Annotated in this window: 12 protein-coding genes; 5 read left to right on the top strand and 7 right to left on the bottom strand. The window is 68.9% G+C overall.

What is annotated here, in order from left to right; all coding sequences use genetic code 11:
* Positions 1-43: 43 nt before the first annotated feature.
* Positions 44-2,356 carry an arylsulfatase gene (locus ACQPW1_RS41050; RefSeq protein WP_433658474.1) on the bottom strand — a complete coding sequence of 771 codons (2,313 nt, stop codon included), beginning with the start codon at positions 2,354-2,356 and terminating at the stop codon, positions 44-46.
* Between the two features lie 276 nt (positions 2,357-2,632).
* Between ACQPW1_RS41050 and ACQPW1_RS41045 the strand changes: the two genes are divergently transcribed.
* Genes ACQPW1_RS41045 through ACQPW1_RS41030 form a run of 4 tightly spaced genes read left to right on the top strand, consistent with a single transcriptional unit; the run spans position 2,633 to position 7,786 of the window.
* Positions 2,633-4,222: an ABC transporter substrate-binding protein gene (locus tag ACQPW1_RS41045; RefSeq protein WP_433658472.1), complete on the top strand. Its 1,590-nt coding sequence runs from the start codon at positions 2,633-2,635 to the stop codon at positions 4,220-4,222.
* Between the two features lie 5 nt (positions 4,223-4,227).
* Positions 4,228-5,187, top strand: coding sequence for an ABC transporter permease (locus tag ACQPW1_RS41040; protein WP_433658470.1), 960 nt, complete (start codon positions 4,228-4,230; stop codon positions 5,185-5,187).
* A complete protein-coding gene (locus ACQPW1_RS41035) occupies positions 5,184-6,053 on the top strand; it encodes an ABC transporter permease (RefSeq protein ID WP_433658468.1) in 870 nt (289 codons plus the stop codon). The genes ACQPW1_RS41040 and ACQPW1_RS41035 overlap by 4 nt, the downstream gene beginning before the upstream one ends.
* Entirely contained in the window at positions 6,050-7,786 is a 1,737-nt protein-coding gene (locus ACQPW1_RS41030; RefSeq protein ID WP_433658466.1) for a dipeptide ABC transporter ATP-binding protein, read from the top strand. The genes ACQPW1_RS41035 and ACQPW1_RS41030 overlap by 4 nt, the downstream gene beginning before the upstream one ends.
* A 70-nt stretch (positions 7,787-7,856) precedes the next feature.
* On the opposite strand, the gene ACQPW1_RS41025 is transcribed toward ACQPW1_RS41030, so the two are convergent.
* The 6 genes from ACQPW1_RS41025 to ACQPW1_RS41000 form a co-directional block, all read right to left on the bottom strand.
* A complete protein-coding gene (locus tag ACQPW1_RS41025; RefSeq protein WP_433658465.1) occupies positions 7,857-8,057 on the bottom strand; it encodes a hypothetical protein in 201 nt (66 codons plus the stop codon).
* Positions 8,058-8,202: 145 nt separating this feature from the next.
* Positions 8,203-8,961, bottom strand: coding sequence for a class I SAM-dependent methyltransferase (locus ACQPW1_RS41020; RefSeq protein ID WP_433658463.1), 759 nt, complete (start codon positions 8,959-8,961; stop codon positions 8,203-8,205).
* Between the two features lie 44 nt (positions 8,962-9,005).
* Positions 9,006-10,739, bottom strand: a complete 1,734-nt coding sequence (locus tag ACQPW1_RS41015; protein WP_433658461.1) for an NTP transferase domain-containing protein — start codon at positions 10,737-10,739, stop codon at positions 9,006-9,008.
* Between the two features lie 77 nt (positions 10,740-10,816).
* The gene (locus tag ACQPW1_RS41010) at positions 10,817-11,566 is read right to left on the bottom strand and encodes a VOC family protein (protein ID WP_433658459.1); all 750 of its coding nucleotides are present in this window, start codon (positions 11,564-11,566) and stop codon (positions 10,817-10,819) included.
* A gap of 40 nt (positions 11,567-11,606) precedes the next feature.
* On the bottom strand, positions 11,607-11,903 hold the full coding sequence (locus ACQPW1_RS41005; protein ID WP_433658457.1) for an MGMT family protein: 297 nt from the start codon (positions 11,901-11,903) through the stop codon (positions 11,607-11,609).
* A gap of 5 nt (positions 11,904-11,908) precedes the next feature.
* Positions 11,909-12,685 (bottom strand): alpha/beta fold hydrolase, encoded by a 777-nt coding sequence (locus ACQPW1_RS41000; RefSeq protein ID WP_433658455.1) that lies wholly within the window; start codon positions 12,683-12,685, stop codon positions 11,909-11,911.
* A gap of 95 nt (positions 12,686-12,780) precedes the next feature.
* Here ACQPW1_RS41000 and ACQPW1_RS40995 point away from each other — a divergent pair, with 95 nt between their 5' ends.
* Entirely contained in the window at positions 12,781-16,668 is a 3,888-nt protein-coding gene (locus ACQPW1_RS40995) for an ATP-dependent helicase (protein ID WP_433665473.1), read from the top strand.
* Positions 16,669-16,737: the final 69 nt, after the last annotated feature.

Here is a 16,737-nt window from a genome sequence, read left to right as displayed (position 1 = left end):
CGGTAGGGCGAGACAATTACCTCCGAGGTAAGCGCCGATCCGCTTACTCCGCAACGAATTCCGCTTCCCGCTCCACCGCCTCGATGGTGCCCGTCGGCACTCGGATCGGGCCGGGGGTGTACGTGATCGCGCGCAACGTGCCCGTGTAGCGGAAAGCGCCACGACGCTCCCGCAGGTCCCACGAAACCGGCCCGCGGGCATCGACACCGACGGAGATGCCGGTCCACGGCGACATGCCGACCAGCTGCACCTGGTCCCGGAGTTCGGCGACCCGGGTGCCGTCGACCTGGATCCCGAAATCCCAGCGCAGGCGCGGACGGACAGTCGCGGACACCGAGATCCGCCGGGCGCCAGGGGCGAGCGGACCCGTCGACACCGAGTCGTATCTGCCGTAGCTGTTCACCCCGAACGTCAGCCAGCCGTCTTCGATGTACAGCAGATAGCCGCCGAGCGGATCACCATGTGCGACAAGGACTCCCTCCTCGCCCGGCCGATAGTTGTCCAGCTCCGCACTGATCGTGAAGTCCCGGTAGGCGATCAGACGTTGCGAGCGGTAGCGCTCCAACGTCGGAGTGCCCGGCAGCAGCCGCAGCGGCTCGCTCAAGCGGCGTTCCTCGGGCCGCCTGCGGGCCAGATCCTGCCGGGTGAGCAGCGGGAAAACGGTGTTGGCCCAGGCTGATTCGTCCCAGGCAGCGGCCAGCTCGGCGGCCTTCTCCGGGAACTGCGCCGAAAGGTCGTGCAGCTCGGTCGGATCGGCGCGCACATCGAACAGCTGCCAGTTCGGCGCGTCGACGTCGGCGCCGCGCTCGCGCAGCGACAGCAGCTTCCAGCCGTCGCGATAGAAGCCGCGATGCCCGGTCATCTCCGAGTACTGCTCGGCGTGCTTCGTGCGCGCCTGCTGGTCGCGCAGCAGCTCGGCGGCGGAGATACCGTCGAACTCCTTGGCGGGCAAGCCGTTACGCACGCTCGGCCGCTGCAACCCGGCGAGCTCCAGCAGGGTCGGCGCGAGGTCGGTGACGTAGGCGTACTCGTGGCGGATGCCGTTGTCGTCGTCGGTCCTCGGCAGCCCCTTCGGCCAGGACACGAGCAACGGCACGCGCACGCCACCCGCGAAAGTCTGTCCCTTGTAGAAGCGGAACGGCGTGTTCGACGCCTGCCCCCAACCGCGCGGGTAGTGCACGCCGAGTTGCGCGGTCCCGATCAGTTCCTCGTCGAGCGGTACGTCACCGACCCAGTCCGGGTCGTCGATGTGCGCGAATTCAGCGAAGTAGGTGCGGGTTCCCTCCGGTCCGCCCTCGGCGGTGCCGCCGTTGTCGGAGGTGAACACCACGATGGTGTTGTCGAGTTCGTCGAGCTGTTCGAGGGTGTCGAGGATGCGGCCGAGGCTCTGGTCGATGCTGTCGACCATGCCCGCGTACACCTCCATGTACCTGGCGAAGCGGCGCTGCTCCGCCTCGGACAGCGAATCCCATTCCGCCGCTTCATAACCGGGCTCGGTGTTGCGCGGTTTCTGCTCGGTGCCCGCGGGAAATAGGCCTTGCGCGAGCTGAGCGGCGAACCTGTTCTGCCGCAACTTGTCCCAGCCCTCGGCGTAGCGGCCGCGGTACTTGGCCAGATCCTCGGGCTTGGCCTGCAACGGACCGTGCATCGCGACGTGCGCGAAGTAGAGGAAGAACGGCTTGGCCGAATCGTGCGCGCGCAGATCCTTGATGTAGGAGATCGCCTTGTCGGTCAGATCGTCGGTCAGGTAATAGCCCTCCGGGTACTCCTCGACGTCGACTACGGAACTGTCCGAGACCAGCTGATTCGGGTAGTAGAAGGAGTTCAGGCCCTCCAGCGAGCCGTAGTAGCGGTCGAAACCGCGCTGCGTCGGCCACGAATCCCGGTGCGCCGCAGGGTTCATCGTGGCGTCGCGGACCAGATGCCACTTGCCGACCGCGTACGTCGCGTATCCGTTGGTGCGCAGGATCTCCGGCAGCGTCAGCACGTCGTCGGCGAGTTCCAGGCGCAGGCCGGGATATCCGGGATCGGCGTTGGCGACGAAGCCGAAACCCGCACGGTGCGAGTTGATTCCGGTCAGCAGCGCGGCCCGCGACGGCGAGCACAGCGGCGTGGTGTGGTAGTTCGTCAGGCGGACGCCGCGGGCGGCGAGCCGATCCAGGGTCGGGGTGTCGATCTCGGAGCCGAACGGGCCGATGTCGCTGTATCCCATGTCGTCGACCAGCACCACGATGATGTTCGGTGCGTCGGCCGGTGCCGTCGGCGGGTAGGTCCACTCGGGGGTCGAATCCGCGGTGGTGCGTCCGATGGTGCCGGAGAAGGACTCGTAACCGCGCGCATGGGATGGAACAGGCATCCTTCCAGTAAACAGTGGAATATGACCAGGTCACCAGCATTTCACGCAGGGTGCGCGGAACCGGTGCCCGCCGAGTCGCTACCTGTTAGCGTCACCGGCATGGACGCGAATCAGCCCTGCGCACCCCAGGCGGAGTGCGCGCAGGACCCCTGCTGTTCGTGTTGTCCGTCGCGTGGCTGACGCCCGCCACCGCTGATTCTTTAGCCCTTCTCCCGGCGCCGCTCAGGTGCCGTAATCGGCCCATGTCCCGGCCGATGTGTCTTCGAGGATTGTCAGATGAGCTCTTCCCCCGGCGGGTTAGATCGCCGTAACTTCCTGCGTGGCACGGGTATTGTCGCGCTCGCGATCTTCGGCACCGGTGCCCTGGCGGCGTGCACGTCGGCGGTGAGCGAGCAGCAGGCCGCGGGCGGCGACAATGCCGCACCGGTGCGCGGCGGCACCTTGAAGGTCGGCACCCCCGTGGATATCGTTCCCGGCAATCTGCTGACGAACACCGGCGCGACCCCCGCGGTGATCGGACTGGTCTACGAGACGCTGACCCGCTACCCGAACGACAAGCTGGAACCCGCACCGCGACTGGCGAAGTCGTGGACCCTCGCGCCCGACGGCCTCTCGCTCGCCGTCGAACTGCGCGACGACGTCAAGTTCCACAGCGGCCGCCCGTTCACCTCGAAGGACGTCGAGTTCTCGCTGCGTACCTACGCCGACCCCAAATGGTCGGCGCAGCTGAAGAGTACGGCCGCGGCGATCACCGGCTTCGACACCAGCGCGCCGCATCGCATCGTGCTCCAGTTCGCCCATCCGCTCGGCAACGTGTTCGACCTGCTCGACACCGCGCCGATCCTGGACAGCGAATCCATCGAGCAGCTCGCCACCGGCGACAAGTTCGTCGGCACCGGTCCGTTCAAGCTGACCCAGCGGATCCCGAACACCCAGCTGATCTTCGAGAAGAACGAGCAGTACTGGGTGCCCGAGCGTCCGTACCTGGACCGCGTCGAGATCGCGATCATCCCGGACAGCCAGGCGCTGGTGAACTCGCTCAAGTCCGGACAGATCGCGCTGGCGCACGACCTCAACTACCGCGACACCGAAAACCTCGCCAAGAATGGCGGATTCAAGGCCATCGACTACGAGGGCGCCGAACTGCAGCTGTATGTCGGTGCGAACGTGCAGGAACCGGCGCTGGCCGACGTGCGCCTGCGCCAGGTCGTCGCCTACGCGATCGACCGCGAACGGATCATCGCCGAGGTGTTCCGTGGCGCCGGGTATGCACTGAATCTGCCGTGGCCCAAGACCTCTCCCGCCTTCGACGACAACCGCAACAAGAAGTACGCCCGCGACCTCACCAAGGCCAAGCAACTACTCGCGCAGCTGCCCAAGCCGCCGAAACTGCCGCTGACCTACGAAACCAGCACGCCCTACTACGAATCGGCCGCGCAGATCGTGCAGGCGAACCTCGCCGAGATCGGCATCGATGTGACCCTGGATCCGATCGACTCGGCCACCTTCATCAAAAAGCTTGTCGGCGCGCAATTCCCGGGCCTGTGGATCACCGACCACTCGTGGGCACAGTTCGTGCCGTCCACGCTGACCGTCAGCGCCTATCCGTTCAACGCGCGCAAGAACGCCTCGCACTACGAGTCACCCGCCTACGTGGCCGCGGCCGACGCGGCCTGGCAGGTCACCCAGGGCACCGGACCAGAAGCGGTGCGCGCCTACCAAACCCTCAGCGAACAGCTGCTCGACGGGCTGTTCCTCATCGAGATCGGCGCCAGGTTCAAGCAGGTCGCCACCGCCGGCAAGGTGCACGGCCTGTCCTGGACCAAGCGCCGCGAGACCGTGCTCACCGACGCCTTCCTGGCCTGAGTCCGATGATCCGATACCTGTTGCGGCGCTTACCTTCCGCCGTCCTGGTACTGTTCGGTGCCTCGGTGCTGATCTTCCTGCTGCTGCGGCTGGTACCCGGTGATCCGGCGACCACCCTGGCGGGTGCGGACGCCTCGCCGCAGACGATCGCGGCGATCCGGCACCAGCTCGGCCTCGATCGATCCATACCGGCGCAGTACGTGACGTGGCTCGGCGACTTGCTCAGCTTCGATCTCGGCCGCTCCTACATCATCGGCGGGCAGATCGCCGATCTCGTCGGCCGTGGCTTGACCAACACGGTGGTGCTGACCGTGTCGGCACTAGTGCTTGCGGTCGTGGTGAGCCTCGTGGTCAGCGTGGCCTCGGTGGCGTGGCCCAGTCGGTGGCTGAATACCCTTGTCTCCGCAGCGAATACGGTGGCAATCGCGCTGCCCACCTTCGTGACCAGTGTGCTGCTGGTGCTGGTCTTCGCGGTGGCGATTCCGGTGCTGCCCGCGGGCGGTGTGCCGCCGGACGGCTTCATCGCGCGCCCGGATATCGCGGTGCAGTACCTGCTGTTGCCGTCGATCTGCCTCGCCCTGCCGGTGGCGGCGGCGTTGACGCGCTTTCTCACCGAGTCGCTGCGCACCGAACTCGGCAAGCAATACGTGCTCACGGCTCGGTCGCTGGGTATCTCGCACTGGCAGATCGTGACTCGCGGGGCGCTGCGCAATGCGCTGCCGACCATGTTGACGGCGTTGGGCATTCAGACCGGGCAGCTGCTCGGCGGTGCCGTCCTGGTGGAGGCGGCGTTCGCGTGGCCGGGCATCGGCCAGCTCATCGAGCAGGGCATCAGCCGCCGCGACTATCCGGTGGTGCAGGTGCTGTTGCTGCTGTCGGTCTCGGTGTTCGTGGCCATCCAGCTGCTCACCGATATCGCCCACGCGTACTTGGATCCGCGGATCCGGATCGGGGGTCGATCATGACCGAGCTCGCCGTCGAACCCCTTGCGCTGGAGGTTGTTTCCGAGCGGCCGCCGCATCCGCTGCTGCGCGCCTTCCGCACCGGCCAGGGGCTGACCGGCGTGCTGCTCGTCGGCGTGATCGCCGCGGCAGCTCTCTTCGCCGGGGTGCTCACCTCCTACGATCCGATCGCGCAGATCCCCGGCGCGAATCTGCTGGGGCCCAGTGGCGAACACTGGCTCGGCACCGATCACCTGAACCGGGACGTGCTCGCGCGGGTGCTGCACGGCATCCGGATCGATCTGCTCATCGTGTTCCTCGCGGTCCCGCTCGGCGCGCTGATCGGCGCGCTGGCCGGGCTGCTGTCCAGCCTGAACGCGGTCGCGGATGTGCTGGCGCAGCGGGTGTTCGACCTGATCCTCGCCTTTCCGGCGCTCATCTTCGCGATCGCGTTGACCGCGATCACCGGGCCGGGCGCACACGCGGTGGCCGTGGTGATCGTGGCAGCGGAGGTCCCGATCTTCGGCAGACAGATCCGCACGTCCATCCTGCAGGTCCGCGAACAGCCGTTCGTCGAGGCGGCCGAGGTGATCGGTGCCGGGCCGTGGTGGACGCTGCGAAAGCATGTGCTGCCCAACGCCGCCGAGCCGCTGGCCGTGCAACTTGCGCTGTCCATGTCGGTGGCGGTGTTCCTCGAGGGTGCGATGAGTTTCATCGGCATCGGGGTGCGTCCGCCCGATCCCTCACTGGGGTCGCTGATTTCGGAATCCATCGGCAATCTGGACGCCAACCCGGCGATGGCGATCGGCCCGTTGGCCGTGGTCGCCGGGCTGACCCTCGGATTTCTGTTGATCGCCCAGGCATTGGGCCGGGCCAGGAGGATCGGATGACCGAGGACGCGCTGCTCGAGATCCGGGATCTGGTGGTGCGCTTCGGATCACGGACAGTCATCGACGGGGTCGGCTTCGCGGTGCGCCGCGGTGAGGTCGTGGCGCTGGTCGGCGAATCCGGATCCGGCAAGTCGCTCACCGCCCGTGCCGCGCTCGGCCTGCTACCCGATGGGGCGCACGCAACGGGGTCGATTCGATTGGGCGACAACGAGATCGTCGATGCGCCGGAGTCCGACCTCCGTGCCTTGCGCGGCACCCGCGCGGCAATGGTGTTCCAGGAACCACAGACCGCGCTGAATCCGGTGCGGCAGGTCGGCACGCAGATCGCGCAGGCGCTGCGGGCGCACCGCCGGATCTCGAAGTCCGACGCACGGGCGCGGGCGGTGGAACTGCTTCGCATGGTGGACATTCCGGAGCCGGAGCGTCGCGTCGACTGGTATCCGCACCAGCTCTCCGGCGGCCAGAAGCAGCGCGTGGTCATCGCACTCGCGCTCTCCGGCGAACCGGATCTGCTGATCGCCGACGAACCGACGACCGCCCTGGATGTGACGGTGCAGGCGGAGATTCTTGCGCTGCTACGCACATTGCAGCGCACTCATGGCACCGCGATTCTCTTCATCACGCACAACCTCGGCGTGGTCGCCGAGATTGCCGACCGGGTCGTCGTGCTGCGCGCTGGCAAGGTGGTCGAGCAGGGGTCGGTGTTCAACCTGTTCGCCGAGCCGCGTGCGGACTACACCAAGACGCTGCTGGCCGCGGTGCCGCGACTGCCAGTGGACGCGTCGGGAGTGAAGTCTCAGCCCACCGCCCCAGCCGTGCGCCAACCGGTCGACTCCGCGCCTTCGACTGCTCAGTCGCCGCCCGACCGGGTACCGGCTCCGGCGGACTCCGAGCCGTCGCCGGAAGCCGCCCCGGTGCTACGGGTCAGCAACCTCACCGTCGTCTACCGCGGTCGCGGGGGAGCAGGTGAGTTCCGCGCCCTGCACGACGTGTCGCTGTCCCTCGCCCCTCGCGAAGTGGTCGGCCTGGTCGGCGAATCCGGTTCCGGCAAGAGCACACTCGGCCGCACCGCGCTCGGCCTCGTACCCGCGCACGCGGGACAGATAGAGCTGCAAGGAGTTTCGCTGCGCGGCCTGGCCGCCAAGGAACTACGCGCCCTGCGCAAGCATGTCGCGCTGGTGCACCAGGACGTCGCCGCCTCACTGGACCCACGTCGTTCCATCGAGGACTCCATCGGTGAGCCCTTGCTGGTGCACCGCGTCGCGTCCGGTTCCCTGGTGCGCGCGAAGGTCGGTGATCTGCTCGAATCCGTTCGGCTGCCCAGGGATTACGCGTCGCGCCGTCCCGGCGAGCTGTCCGGCGGCCAACGCCAGCGGGTCGCGCTGGCTCGTGCGCTGGCATTGGCGCCGCGACTGCTCGTCGCCGACGAACCGACCAGCGCCCTGGATGTTTCGGTGCAGGCGCAGGTGCTCGACCTGTTCGCCGATCTGCGTGCCGAGTACGGCTTCGCCTGCCTGTTCATCAGCCACGATCTCGCGGTGGTGCATCAGGTGGCGGATCGGGTGGTGGTGCTACGCGCCGGTTCGGTCGTCGAAACCGGTCCGGTGGCAGAGGTTTTCGCGCGGCCGACGGCGGAATACACGCGGCGGCTACTCGACGCGGTGCCGACGCCCGATCCGAGGGTCGCGCGTGGCCGCGGCGATGGTTCGTTGCTGGTGGCCGTCGGCGCCTGAGGCGCGGCGGAACGACCACAACCGCGGCCGCCGGCTCCACTGTGAACCGGCGGCACGCGGTGCAGATCAGTTAGTTGTGGCCCATCCGGCGCTGATCGTCATTGCGCCGGTCGTCGTCCGACTGGCGCTGGTTCGGCATGCGCTGGCCATCTGAATTCGCGCCTGGGCGGTTTGCGCCCTGGTTCTGGTTTTGATCCTGGCGCTGTTGTTGCTGCTGCCGATCCATCTGCTTCGGCATTTTCTTAGGCGCGTTCTTAGACTTTTCAGCCATCTCCACTCGGTCCTTTCCGGGGATTGATATTCGCCTAACGTCACTCACGATAGCGAGCCTCGAGCAATTCCGGAAGGGAAAGTGAAAAAAGCCTGTCACACCGGCGATCCTAGTTGTTTCCGCAGGTAGAAGCGATATTGCGGTGTTAAGGCTTGCGTGCTTCGATTAGAAATCGGGTCGAGTGGGCGACGGATGGACCATTTTCTTCGATCTCGTCGTGCATCGCCCGGAGTCGGTCGTGGTACCGGTCGACGGTGAAGTCGGGGACCATCCACGGCACCTTCCGGAGGAAGTAGACGACCGCTCCGATATCGCCGAACTCGACGCGCAACCGTTCGTATCGGAGATCGATGATTTCGAGTCCGGCGGCCGTTGCCGCGGCGCGATCATCATCGGGATTGCGGCGCTTGCGTATTTCTTCGGTCTGCGCGCCGATGAAGCACTCGACGAGTTCGAAAACGCTTGCATCGCCGACGTGTTGCGCCAGATAGGTGCCCGACGGCCGCAGCACTCGCGCGATCTCGGACCACCACACAGTGACCGGGTGTCGACTGCTCACCAGATCAAAGGCATTGTCCCCGAATGGCAACGGCGGCTCATCGGGATCGGCGACCAACGCCACCCCTAGCGGATGCAGCAGTTGCGTGGCCTTGGCGATGTTCGGCGGCCACGACTCGGTCGCCACCATCAGCGGCGGCAGGTTCCCGGCCCCGGCGAGCACCTCCCCGCCACCGGTCTGAATGTCCAGCGCCGCAGCGACTTTCCCAAGCCGCTCGCCCAGCACCCGCTGATAGCCCCACGACGGCCGCTGCTCGCTGGCCCGCCCGTCGAGCCACCCGAAGTCCCAACCGGCCACGGAGACCGCACCGGCCTCCGCTACCAGATCCTCAAAGCTGCGTCCCATGCCTCGATTGTTGCCGAGAGGTTGCCGCCGCGGCAACAGGTTTCCTACCTGGGCAGCGGCAGGAACTCGACGGTCGCGCCGTCGACGGCGTCGGCGGGGACGATGACCAGGCCGTCTCGGTCGACCAGGCCGCCGAGGTGGGCGGTGCGGATGTGTGGGTCGCCGAGCCAGCCACCCTGTGGGGCGAAGCGGGCGGGGACGACGCGAGCGACCGGGCCCGATATCTCGGCGGCGTTGTGCAGTGGGCCGAGGAGGGGGCGGCGGGGAACGCTGCCGGTGCGGCCCTCGACTAGGGCGGGGGCCAACGCCATCAGGGTGGCCACGGCGGCGAACGGATTGCCGGGTAGGCCGAGAACCGTGGTGCCCGTGGCCAGTTCGGCCACGACCGTGGAGCCACCCGGCCGTAGTCGTAGTCGCCGCACCAGGACTCGTGCCTCCGTGCGGGCCACCGCGGCGCGGAGCTGATCGGCCGCGCCGCTGCCGGTCGCGCCCACGATCACCAGCAGGTCGCACTCGGGCGGCGCGGTGAGCACGTCATCGAAGCCGTTGGGGGTGTCGCGCAGGTGCACCCGATCGGCGGTGCGAATCCCGTACCAGGACAGCAGGTCCGGCAGGATCGGCCCGATCGAGTCACGGGTCTGGCCCGCGTGCAGCGGGCCCTTGCTGCGGATCTCGTCGCCGGTCATCACGATCCTGGCCCGGACCGGTCCGCGCACCGGCGCCGCGGTCACCTCGACGCTCGCGGCCGCGGAGATCAACGCGGCGGTGACCGGAGTGCCCTGCGGCGCAACGAGATCGCCGGGTTGCCGGTCCTCGCCGCGGCGGCGGACATCGTCCCGGATCGGGGTGTCCGGTAGTCGGTGCAGGCGGTCATCCGGTGCCACCCGGACGAATTCGTCGCGCAGCACACCGGTGGTGCCGTCCGGCACGTGCGCACCGGTGGCGATGCGCACCGCCTCCCCGGGCAGCAGCCCGACCGGCCGCTGGCCGCCCGCGAACCCGATATCGCGGCGCAACCGCCACGGTCCCTCGCCCGCCACTGCGTACCCGTCCATCGCGGAGACATCGAAGCGCGGCAGCGGCCCGACGGCCGCCAAGGGCGCGGCGAGCGCCGCGCCGAGTACCGAGCGTAGGTCGGCTTCGTAGCTGGTGAGCCGGAAGAGGTTGGCGCGCAGGATGTTCCGTGCCTCGTCCAGCGCGAGCGCGGGTTCGGCGACCGATGCGCGGGCCTGCCGCACCTCCTCGTCGGTATCGCAGTCGGCGACCCCGGGCAGCGCGATGATCGCGGAATCGGCGGGAATCAGCGCCTTCATCGGCTGATTGATCAGCGAATCCAACCCATCGAGCGCGGCCGCCAGCGCGGTGCGTCGCCACACCCCGATCAGATACTGCGGCCGCCCCGACTCGTCCGCCGCGAACACCGCGTCGGCCCCGGATTCGCAGGTATGCCTGATCAATTCGGTGATCGACCAGGCGGACAGGAACGGCAGATCGGCCGCGAGTACCACCACCAGCGGCGCCGCCGAGCCGAGCGTGCGCAGCCCGGCGCCGATGGCCGCGACCGGTCCGGATCCCGGCGGCACCTCACGAGTCTGTTTGATCTGCGGCGGCAGCTCGGGCCGGTGCGGTCCGACCACGACGGTGTGCGCACACGCGGCGACGGCGGCCAGCGCGGCGTCGAGCATGGAGCGACCGCCGATGACGATCGCCGGTTTGTCGACACCGCCCATCCGGCTGGCCCGCCCACCGGCGAGCACGATCGCGTCGGCAGCGGTCACCGAGCGCAACCTCGAGCTAGGTACAACATGGCGGACATGCTAATTCGTCGCCGCCGCGAACCCGGGAGGCGGACGGCTCAGACGGTCGAGCAGTCCCGCACGGGCCGAAGCAGGCAGAACTCGTTGGTCTCCGGATCGGCGAGCGCGAGGCTCGCCGCGGTCGCCAGGTTCACGCCGTCGCGATCGATCCGGGTGGCACCGGCGGCCCGCAGCCGGGCCTCCTCGGTGGCCTGATCGTCGAACGAGGCCAGGTCCAGATGCAGCAGGTTGCGGCCGGACTTCTCGTCGGGTGTGCGCACGAACTCCAGCCACGAGCCGAGCCCGGTCGCCGACCGCAGCCCGGCGACCTGCTCGCCGCCGTGCGTGACCGGCCAGCCGGAGGCGGCGGCCCAGAACGCGGCCAGCCGCAGCGGATCTCGGGTGTCCATCACGATGGCCGCGACGGCGCCGGTGTCCACGTATTCCTCCCGCGGCTCCAGCACGCAGAATTCGTTGCCCTCGGGATCGGCGAGCACCACCCACGGCACCACGCCCTGCCCGATGTCGACGCGGCGTGCGCCGAGGGACAGCGCGCGATCCACCTGTAAGCGTTGATGGTCGATCGAACGGCTGGCCAGGTCGAGGTGGATGCGGTTCTTGCCGTGCTTGGCCCGCGCGGCGGGCAGGAAGGCGAGGGCCAGGTCGGCACCGTCGGGGTCGTGGGCCGCCACATCTACTTCTTCCGGGCGGTCGATGGTCACGCCCCAACCGAGCAGCTCGGCCCAGAAGTCCGCGATGAACCGCGGCCGGTCTGCATTGAACACGACACACGCCAGGCGGGTGGACATGAGTCAACGGTAACCGTCGGGCGGCTCGCTGCGTGCGCGTTTACGGAAACGGAAAACGCGCCGCCCGCAGGTTCACTCGACCCTCGCGGATCGGCACCCCCTCGGTCGCGAGCAGCCGCAGTTGCCGGTCGGCCAGATGCGCGGCGGGCTTGCCGCCCGCGCCGATCACCCGATGCCACGGCAGGTCCGCGGCGTCGGTGCGCATGATCCAGCCGACCGTGCGCGGCGTGGACAGTCCGGCGGCGGCGGCGATGTCGCCGTAGGTCGCCACCCGGCCGGCCGGGATCGACGCGACCAGCGCACGCACCCGCTCGACCTGATCGTCTGTGGTGGCCATCGCGCTCAGAGCACCGAGCGGATCAACGCGGCCGTCTCGGCGGGCAGGGCCTGGGGCACCATGTGATCGCTGTCCCACTCGTGCACGGTGAGGCGGTCGCCGAGGTGCGCGGTGAGCGCGGCGCGGAACTCCGGCGTGACGAACGGCGGCTGCACCTTCAGCGCCTGCACCAGCACCGTCGGCAGGTCCTGCGGTGGCAATACGAAGGGGCGGGCCAGTTGACCCCAGTAGGAGGTGATCGCGGGCAGGCTCATCCGCCAGGCGAAGCGGCCCTGCGCCGTCGGCACCAGATGTTCGGTGAGCTCGGCCGCCAGCACGTCCGGTGCCACATCGGCCCACGCGGAGGCAAGTTTGTCCTCGCGAGCCCGGGCCACGGACTCGTAGTCGGGCTCGGCCAGCAGCGACTCGGCGATGCCGCCGACCAGATCAGGTGCCAGCGCGATGGCCGGATCCAACAGCACCAGCTGCCGGACCAGGTCCGGGCGGCGCTGCGCGAGATACAACGCACTCGCGCCGCCGAACGAGTGCCCGACCACAGTCACCGGGTCCGTGGTCTCCGCGTCGAGCAGCTCGATCAGATCGTCGACGACGGCCTCGAAGGTCCACGGCGGCAACGAGCTCGATCGCCCGTGTCCGCGCAGGTCAGGTGCGATGATCCGGACTTCGGGGAGATGGTTGGTGGCCAGGTGTTCCCAGCGTTTGCCGTGACCGGTCACACCGTGCAGAGCCAGCACGGCCGGTCCGGTCGCCGGGCCGAATCGATGAACATTCAGAGCAGACACCGGTCCATTCTGACCTGTACCGCAGACGGCCGTTGGGCGAGTCGCGCGAGGGGCGCGTCGGCGTGTCGGTCGTGTCTGTTGCAATAGCCCGCGTGGTGCGATCGGATAGCGCGGTGCGACTTGTTCGCCGGAATGTGGCGGCACCCCGGCCGCGCGCCTGGGGTGCCGACGTTCGCGCGCTGTTGGATGCCGCGGCCGCGGCCGGGCCGACGCGCCCGGGGTGGCGGCCCTGGCAGGTGCTCGGCGGACCAGGCACGGGCAAGACCGCCCTGCTCGTCGACTTCGCGGCCGAGCGCATCGCGGCGAGGGACGATCCGGAATCCGTGCTGGTCCTTGCCCATTCGAAGCAGGCGGCGAGCGCGGCCCGCGACGCCATCACCGCGCGGCTGGCCGGTCCCGACGCCGAAGGCGGGGTACCCGGCGCGACCAGGGAGCCGCTGGCCCGCACCCTGCACTCCTACGCCTTCTCGGTGCTGCGCAGGCACGCGACCGCGCACGGCAACCCGCCGCCGCGTTTGCTGACCGGTGCCGAGCAGGATGCGGTGCTGCGCGAAATGCTGCGCGGCGACCTGATCGACATCGCCGAAGGAGCGGATGGGCTGTGGCCCGAGCGCCTGCAACCCGCGCTCGCCCTCGGTGGGTTCGCCGAGCAGTTGCGCGATCTGATGCTGCGGGCCACCGAACGCGGCCTCGGGCCGGAAGATCTGGTGCGCCTCGGTCGCGAGCACGGTAAACCGGAGTGGGTGGCGGCAGGCAAGTTCGCAGTGCGTTATGAGCAGACGATGCTGTTGCGCTGGTCGGTCGGCGTCGAGGCACCGGAGGCGACGGCACCCGCGCTGGACGCCGCCGAACTGATCGGCGCCGCACTGGACGCGCTGGCCGGTGACGCCGATCTGCTTGCCGCCGAACGGGCTCGGATCCGGTACCTGCTGGTCGACGACGCGCAACATCTCGATCCGCAGGCCGCGATCCTGGTCCGGGCGATCGGGCACAGCGCGCACACCACCGTCGTCGCGGGCGACCCCGATCAGGGGATCTTCGCCTTCCGGGGCGCGGACGCGCGGTTCGTCGCGGACCTGGCCGCACCGGACGGGCAGCGAATCGTCTTGCGCGACAACCATCGGGCCGGCGGGCCGGTGCAGCTGGCGGTCGCCAGGATCGCGGCCAGGTTGCCGGGCAGTGCGCCGCAACGCTTTTCGTTGCCGAAGCGGGCCGATCAACCGGTGGACGACGGCACCGAGGTGCGGGTGCGGGTGCTCGCCACACCGGCGAAAGAGGCCGCGCTCATTGCCGACCACCTGCGGCGGGCGCATCTGACCGGTGGGGTGCCGTGGTCGCGGATGGCGGTGATCGTCCGTTCGGTGCCGCTGTCGTTGCCGCCGTTGCGGCGTGCGCTGCTCGCGGCGGGGGTGCCGGTGCAGCAGCCTGCGCTGGATACGCCGTTGGCGCGGCGGCGGGGTGCGGGCTGGATGCTGTTGTCGCTGCGGGCGTTGCTCGCGGGGGAGAAGGGGTCGGCTTTCGAGCCGGAGGACGCGTTGGACTTGCTCGCGGGTCCGCTCGGTGGCGCCGATCAGATCACGTTGCGGCGGTTGCGGCGTGGTGTGCGGCGCAGCGTGCTGGAGTCCGGGCGGAACAAGGCGCGGTCCGGCCGGAGTGCCGAAGAGGCTTCGGAGAGCGAGTATTCCGAGCCGAGCACTGAGGGGCTCGAACGGGCTGTAGAAAGCTCGGAGCGGAGTTCTGGACTGCCTGAACCAAGTCCCGGAAGTCTGGAGCGGGCCGCCGATGACGCCGATTGGTATGGCGTAGAGCCGGAATGGACTCCGGAGGACTCGGAATGGCGTGGCAGCGAAGCTGAACAGAGTGATGAAGCCGCCGAACCGACGGCTGACGCCACCGACAGCTCCGAACAAGATGCGGCCGATCCCGAGAAGCCTGCTGAGAGTTCTGAAGAGAGTGGCGAGTCCGTCGAACTGCGGCACGGCATCGACCAATCCTCTGCTGAGGTGCTGCGGGATCTGCTGATCGGGGTCGGGGACGCGCGAATCCTGGATCGGCTGACCGATGTCGAGGCCGCACCGCTGCGGCGGGTGCTCGACGCATTGGAGCGGGCCCGCAAGGCGCGTCGTCGCGGGGCGGGTCTCGAGGACGTGCTGTGGGCGCTGTGGACCGCCTCGCGACTGGAACGACGCTGGGTCGGGCAGTCCGAACGTGGTGGCGCGGTCGGCATGCAGGCCGACCGCGACCTCGATGCCGCCGTCGGGCTGTTCGATGCCGCTGCGGCCTACGTGGACCGGCTGCCCCGCGCGAGCATCGAAGGCTTCGTGGAATACCTGGTGCAACAAGAGATTCCGAACGGCTCGGCGCCACGCAGCGCGCCGAAGGAGGCCGTCGCCCTGCTCAGTGCGCACGCAGCAGCTGGCCGGGAGTGGGACGTTGTCGCGGTTGCCGCTGTGCAGGAAGGGATTTGGCCGAACCCGCGGTCGCGCGGCACGCTGCTGAACACCGAGGATCTGGTGGACCTGACCGCCGGTGTCATCGATGGCGGTGAACAGGTGAGTCGCGCGGCGCCGATCCTCGCCGAGGAACGCAGGCTGCTGCTGGTCGCGTGCAGCCGGGCCCGGCGTTCGCTGCTGGTCACCGCGGTGGAATCGGTGTCGGGCGAACGGGATCTGGTGCCGTCGCGGTTCCTTGCCGAGCTGCTCGGGCACGACGAAGACGGTGAACCCGGCGCACTGCCGATCGCCGACCCCGGTCGTGCCCTCGTAATGCATTCACTGGTGGCCGAATTACGCGGCGCCGTCTGCGATCCCGAGTCCGATCCGGATCGTAGGCAACGTGCCGCACACCAGCTGGCGCGTTTGGCCAGTGCCGGTGTGCCCGGAACCCATCCCGACGACTGGTATGGCACAGCGGAATTGAGCTCGCAGCGGACGCTATGGGAGGAGGATGACAGCGCCGTCGGCCTCTCGCCGTCCACGGTGGAGCTGCTGCGTACCTGCCCGCTGCGCTGGGCGCTGGAACGGCACGGTGGCACCGACGGCGACAACCCGCACGCCGTCAAGGGCAACCTGGTGCACACGCTGGTGCAGGCGCTGGCCGGGCAGGTGCCCGAGGCGCAGGTGCGCGCCGCGCTCGACAAGGCCTGGCAGTCGGTCGATCCCGGGTCCGGCTGGCATTCCCGGCAGGAGCTGCGCCGCACCGAGACCATGCTGGAAACCTTCATGGCGTGGGTGCGCAACACCCGCGGCGAACTCACCCAGGCCGGGGTCGAGGTGCCGGTCGACTGTGTGCTGCCGCCGCGGACGGAAGACGAACGGCCCGTGCGGATTCGCGGCCGGGTGGACCGGCTGGAACGGGATGCGCTGGGCCGCTTCGTGATCGTGGATGTGAAGACCGGGAAGTCGCCGGTCACCAAGCAGGCGGCGGTCGATCACGCACAGCTGGCGACGTATCAGGTGGCGGCGGCGATGGGTGCGCTCGACGCGGCGACCGAGGAGGCGGGTGAATCGGGTTCCGCCGACGGTGAATCGGATGCGGCAGCGGATGATTCGGGTGCTGTCCAAGGCGAATTGGATACAGCAACAGGCGATTCGGACGCCGTTGCCGACAAGCTGACCGCAGGCGAATCAGGTGCGGACGAAGACGAGCCGAGTTCCGACGCGGACGAGCCTCGACCAGATGCGGACGGACCGAGTGCGGGCGAACAGCGTTCAGCTGCGGGCCAATCCGGCCCGCTGGGCGAGCCGGGTGGCGCCCGGCTGGTGTACGTCGCCAAGCCGAGTAGCAAAGAGGGCGCCACCCAGCGCATGCAACCACCGCTCGACCCCGAAGCCCTCGACAAGTGGCGCAACACCATTCACGATGCCGCCGCCGCCACCCAGGGCCCGAGCTACCTCGCCATGCGCAATGACGGCTGCCGCCACTGCCCGGTCGCAGGCAGCTGCCCCGTCCAGGACACCGGTCGGCAGGTGACCGACGAGTGAGCGAGAAACGCTTCCGCGTACCGCTGCCGATCTGCGGAGTCGCGTGCCTGTGCTGCACGGTCATACCGG

Origin of the sequence: Nocardia sp. CA-128927 (assembly GCF_050955855.1) — a bacterium.
In the GTDB taxonomy this organism is placed as follows: Bacteria; Actinomycetota; Actinomycetes; order Mycobacteriales; family Mycobacteriaceae; genus Nocardia.
The sequence above is the reverse complement of the archived record's forward strand: the minus strand, read 5'-3'. Positions and strand labels throughout refer to the sequence as shown.

Coding starts and splice junctions, on each gene's coding strand:
- ACQPW1_RS41030 (WP_433658466.1), top strand. CDS start 6,050: ATGACCGAGGACGCGCTGCTCGAGATCCGGGATCTGGTGGTGCGCTTC.
- ACQPW1_RS41045 (WP_433658472.1), top strand. CDS start 2,633: ATGAGCTCTTCCCCCGGCGGGTTAGATCGCCGTAACTTCCTGCGTGGC.
- ACQPW1_RS41025 (WP_433658465.1), bottom strand. CDS start 8,057: ATGGCTGAAAAGTCTAAGAACGCGCCTAAGAAAATGCCGAAGCAGATG.
- ACQPW1_RS41010 (WP_433658459.1), bottom strand. CDS start 11,566: ATGTCCACCCGCCTGGCGTGTGTCGTGTTCAATGCAGACCGGCCGCGG.
- ACQPW1_RS41040 (WP_433658470.1), top strand. CDS start 4,228: ATGATCCGATACCTGTTGCGGCGCTTACCTTCCGCCGTCCTGGTACTG.
- ACQPW1_RS41035 (WP_433658468.1), top strand. CDS start 5,184: ATGACCGAGCTCGCCGTCGAACCCCTTGCGCTGGAGGTTGTTTCCGAG.
- ACQPW1_RS41050 (WP_433658474.1), bottom strand. CDS start 2,356: ATGCCTGTTCCATCCCATGCGCGCGGTTACGAGTCCTTCTCCGGCACC.
- ACQPW1_RS41020 (WP_433658463.1), bottom strand. CDS start 8,961: ATGGGACGCAGCTTTGAGGATCTGGTAGCGGAGGCCGGTGCGGTCTCC.
- ACQPW1_RS41005 (WP_433658457.1), bottom strand. CDS start 11,903: ATGGCCACCACAGACGATCAGGTCGAGCGGGTGCGTGCGCTGGTCGCG.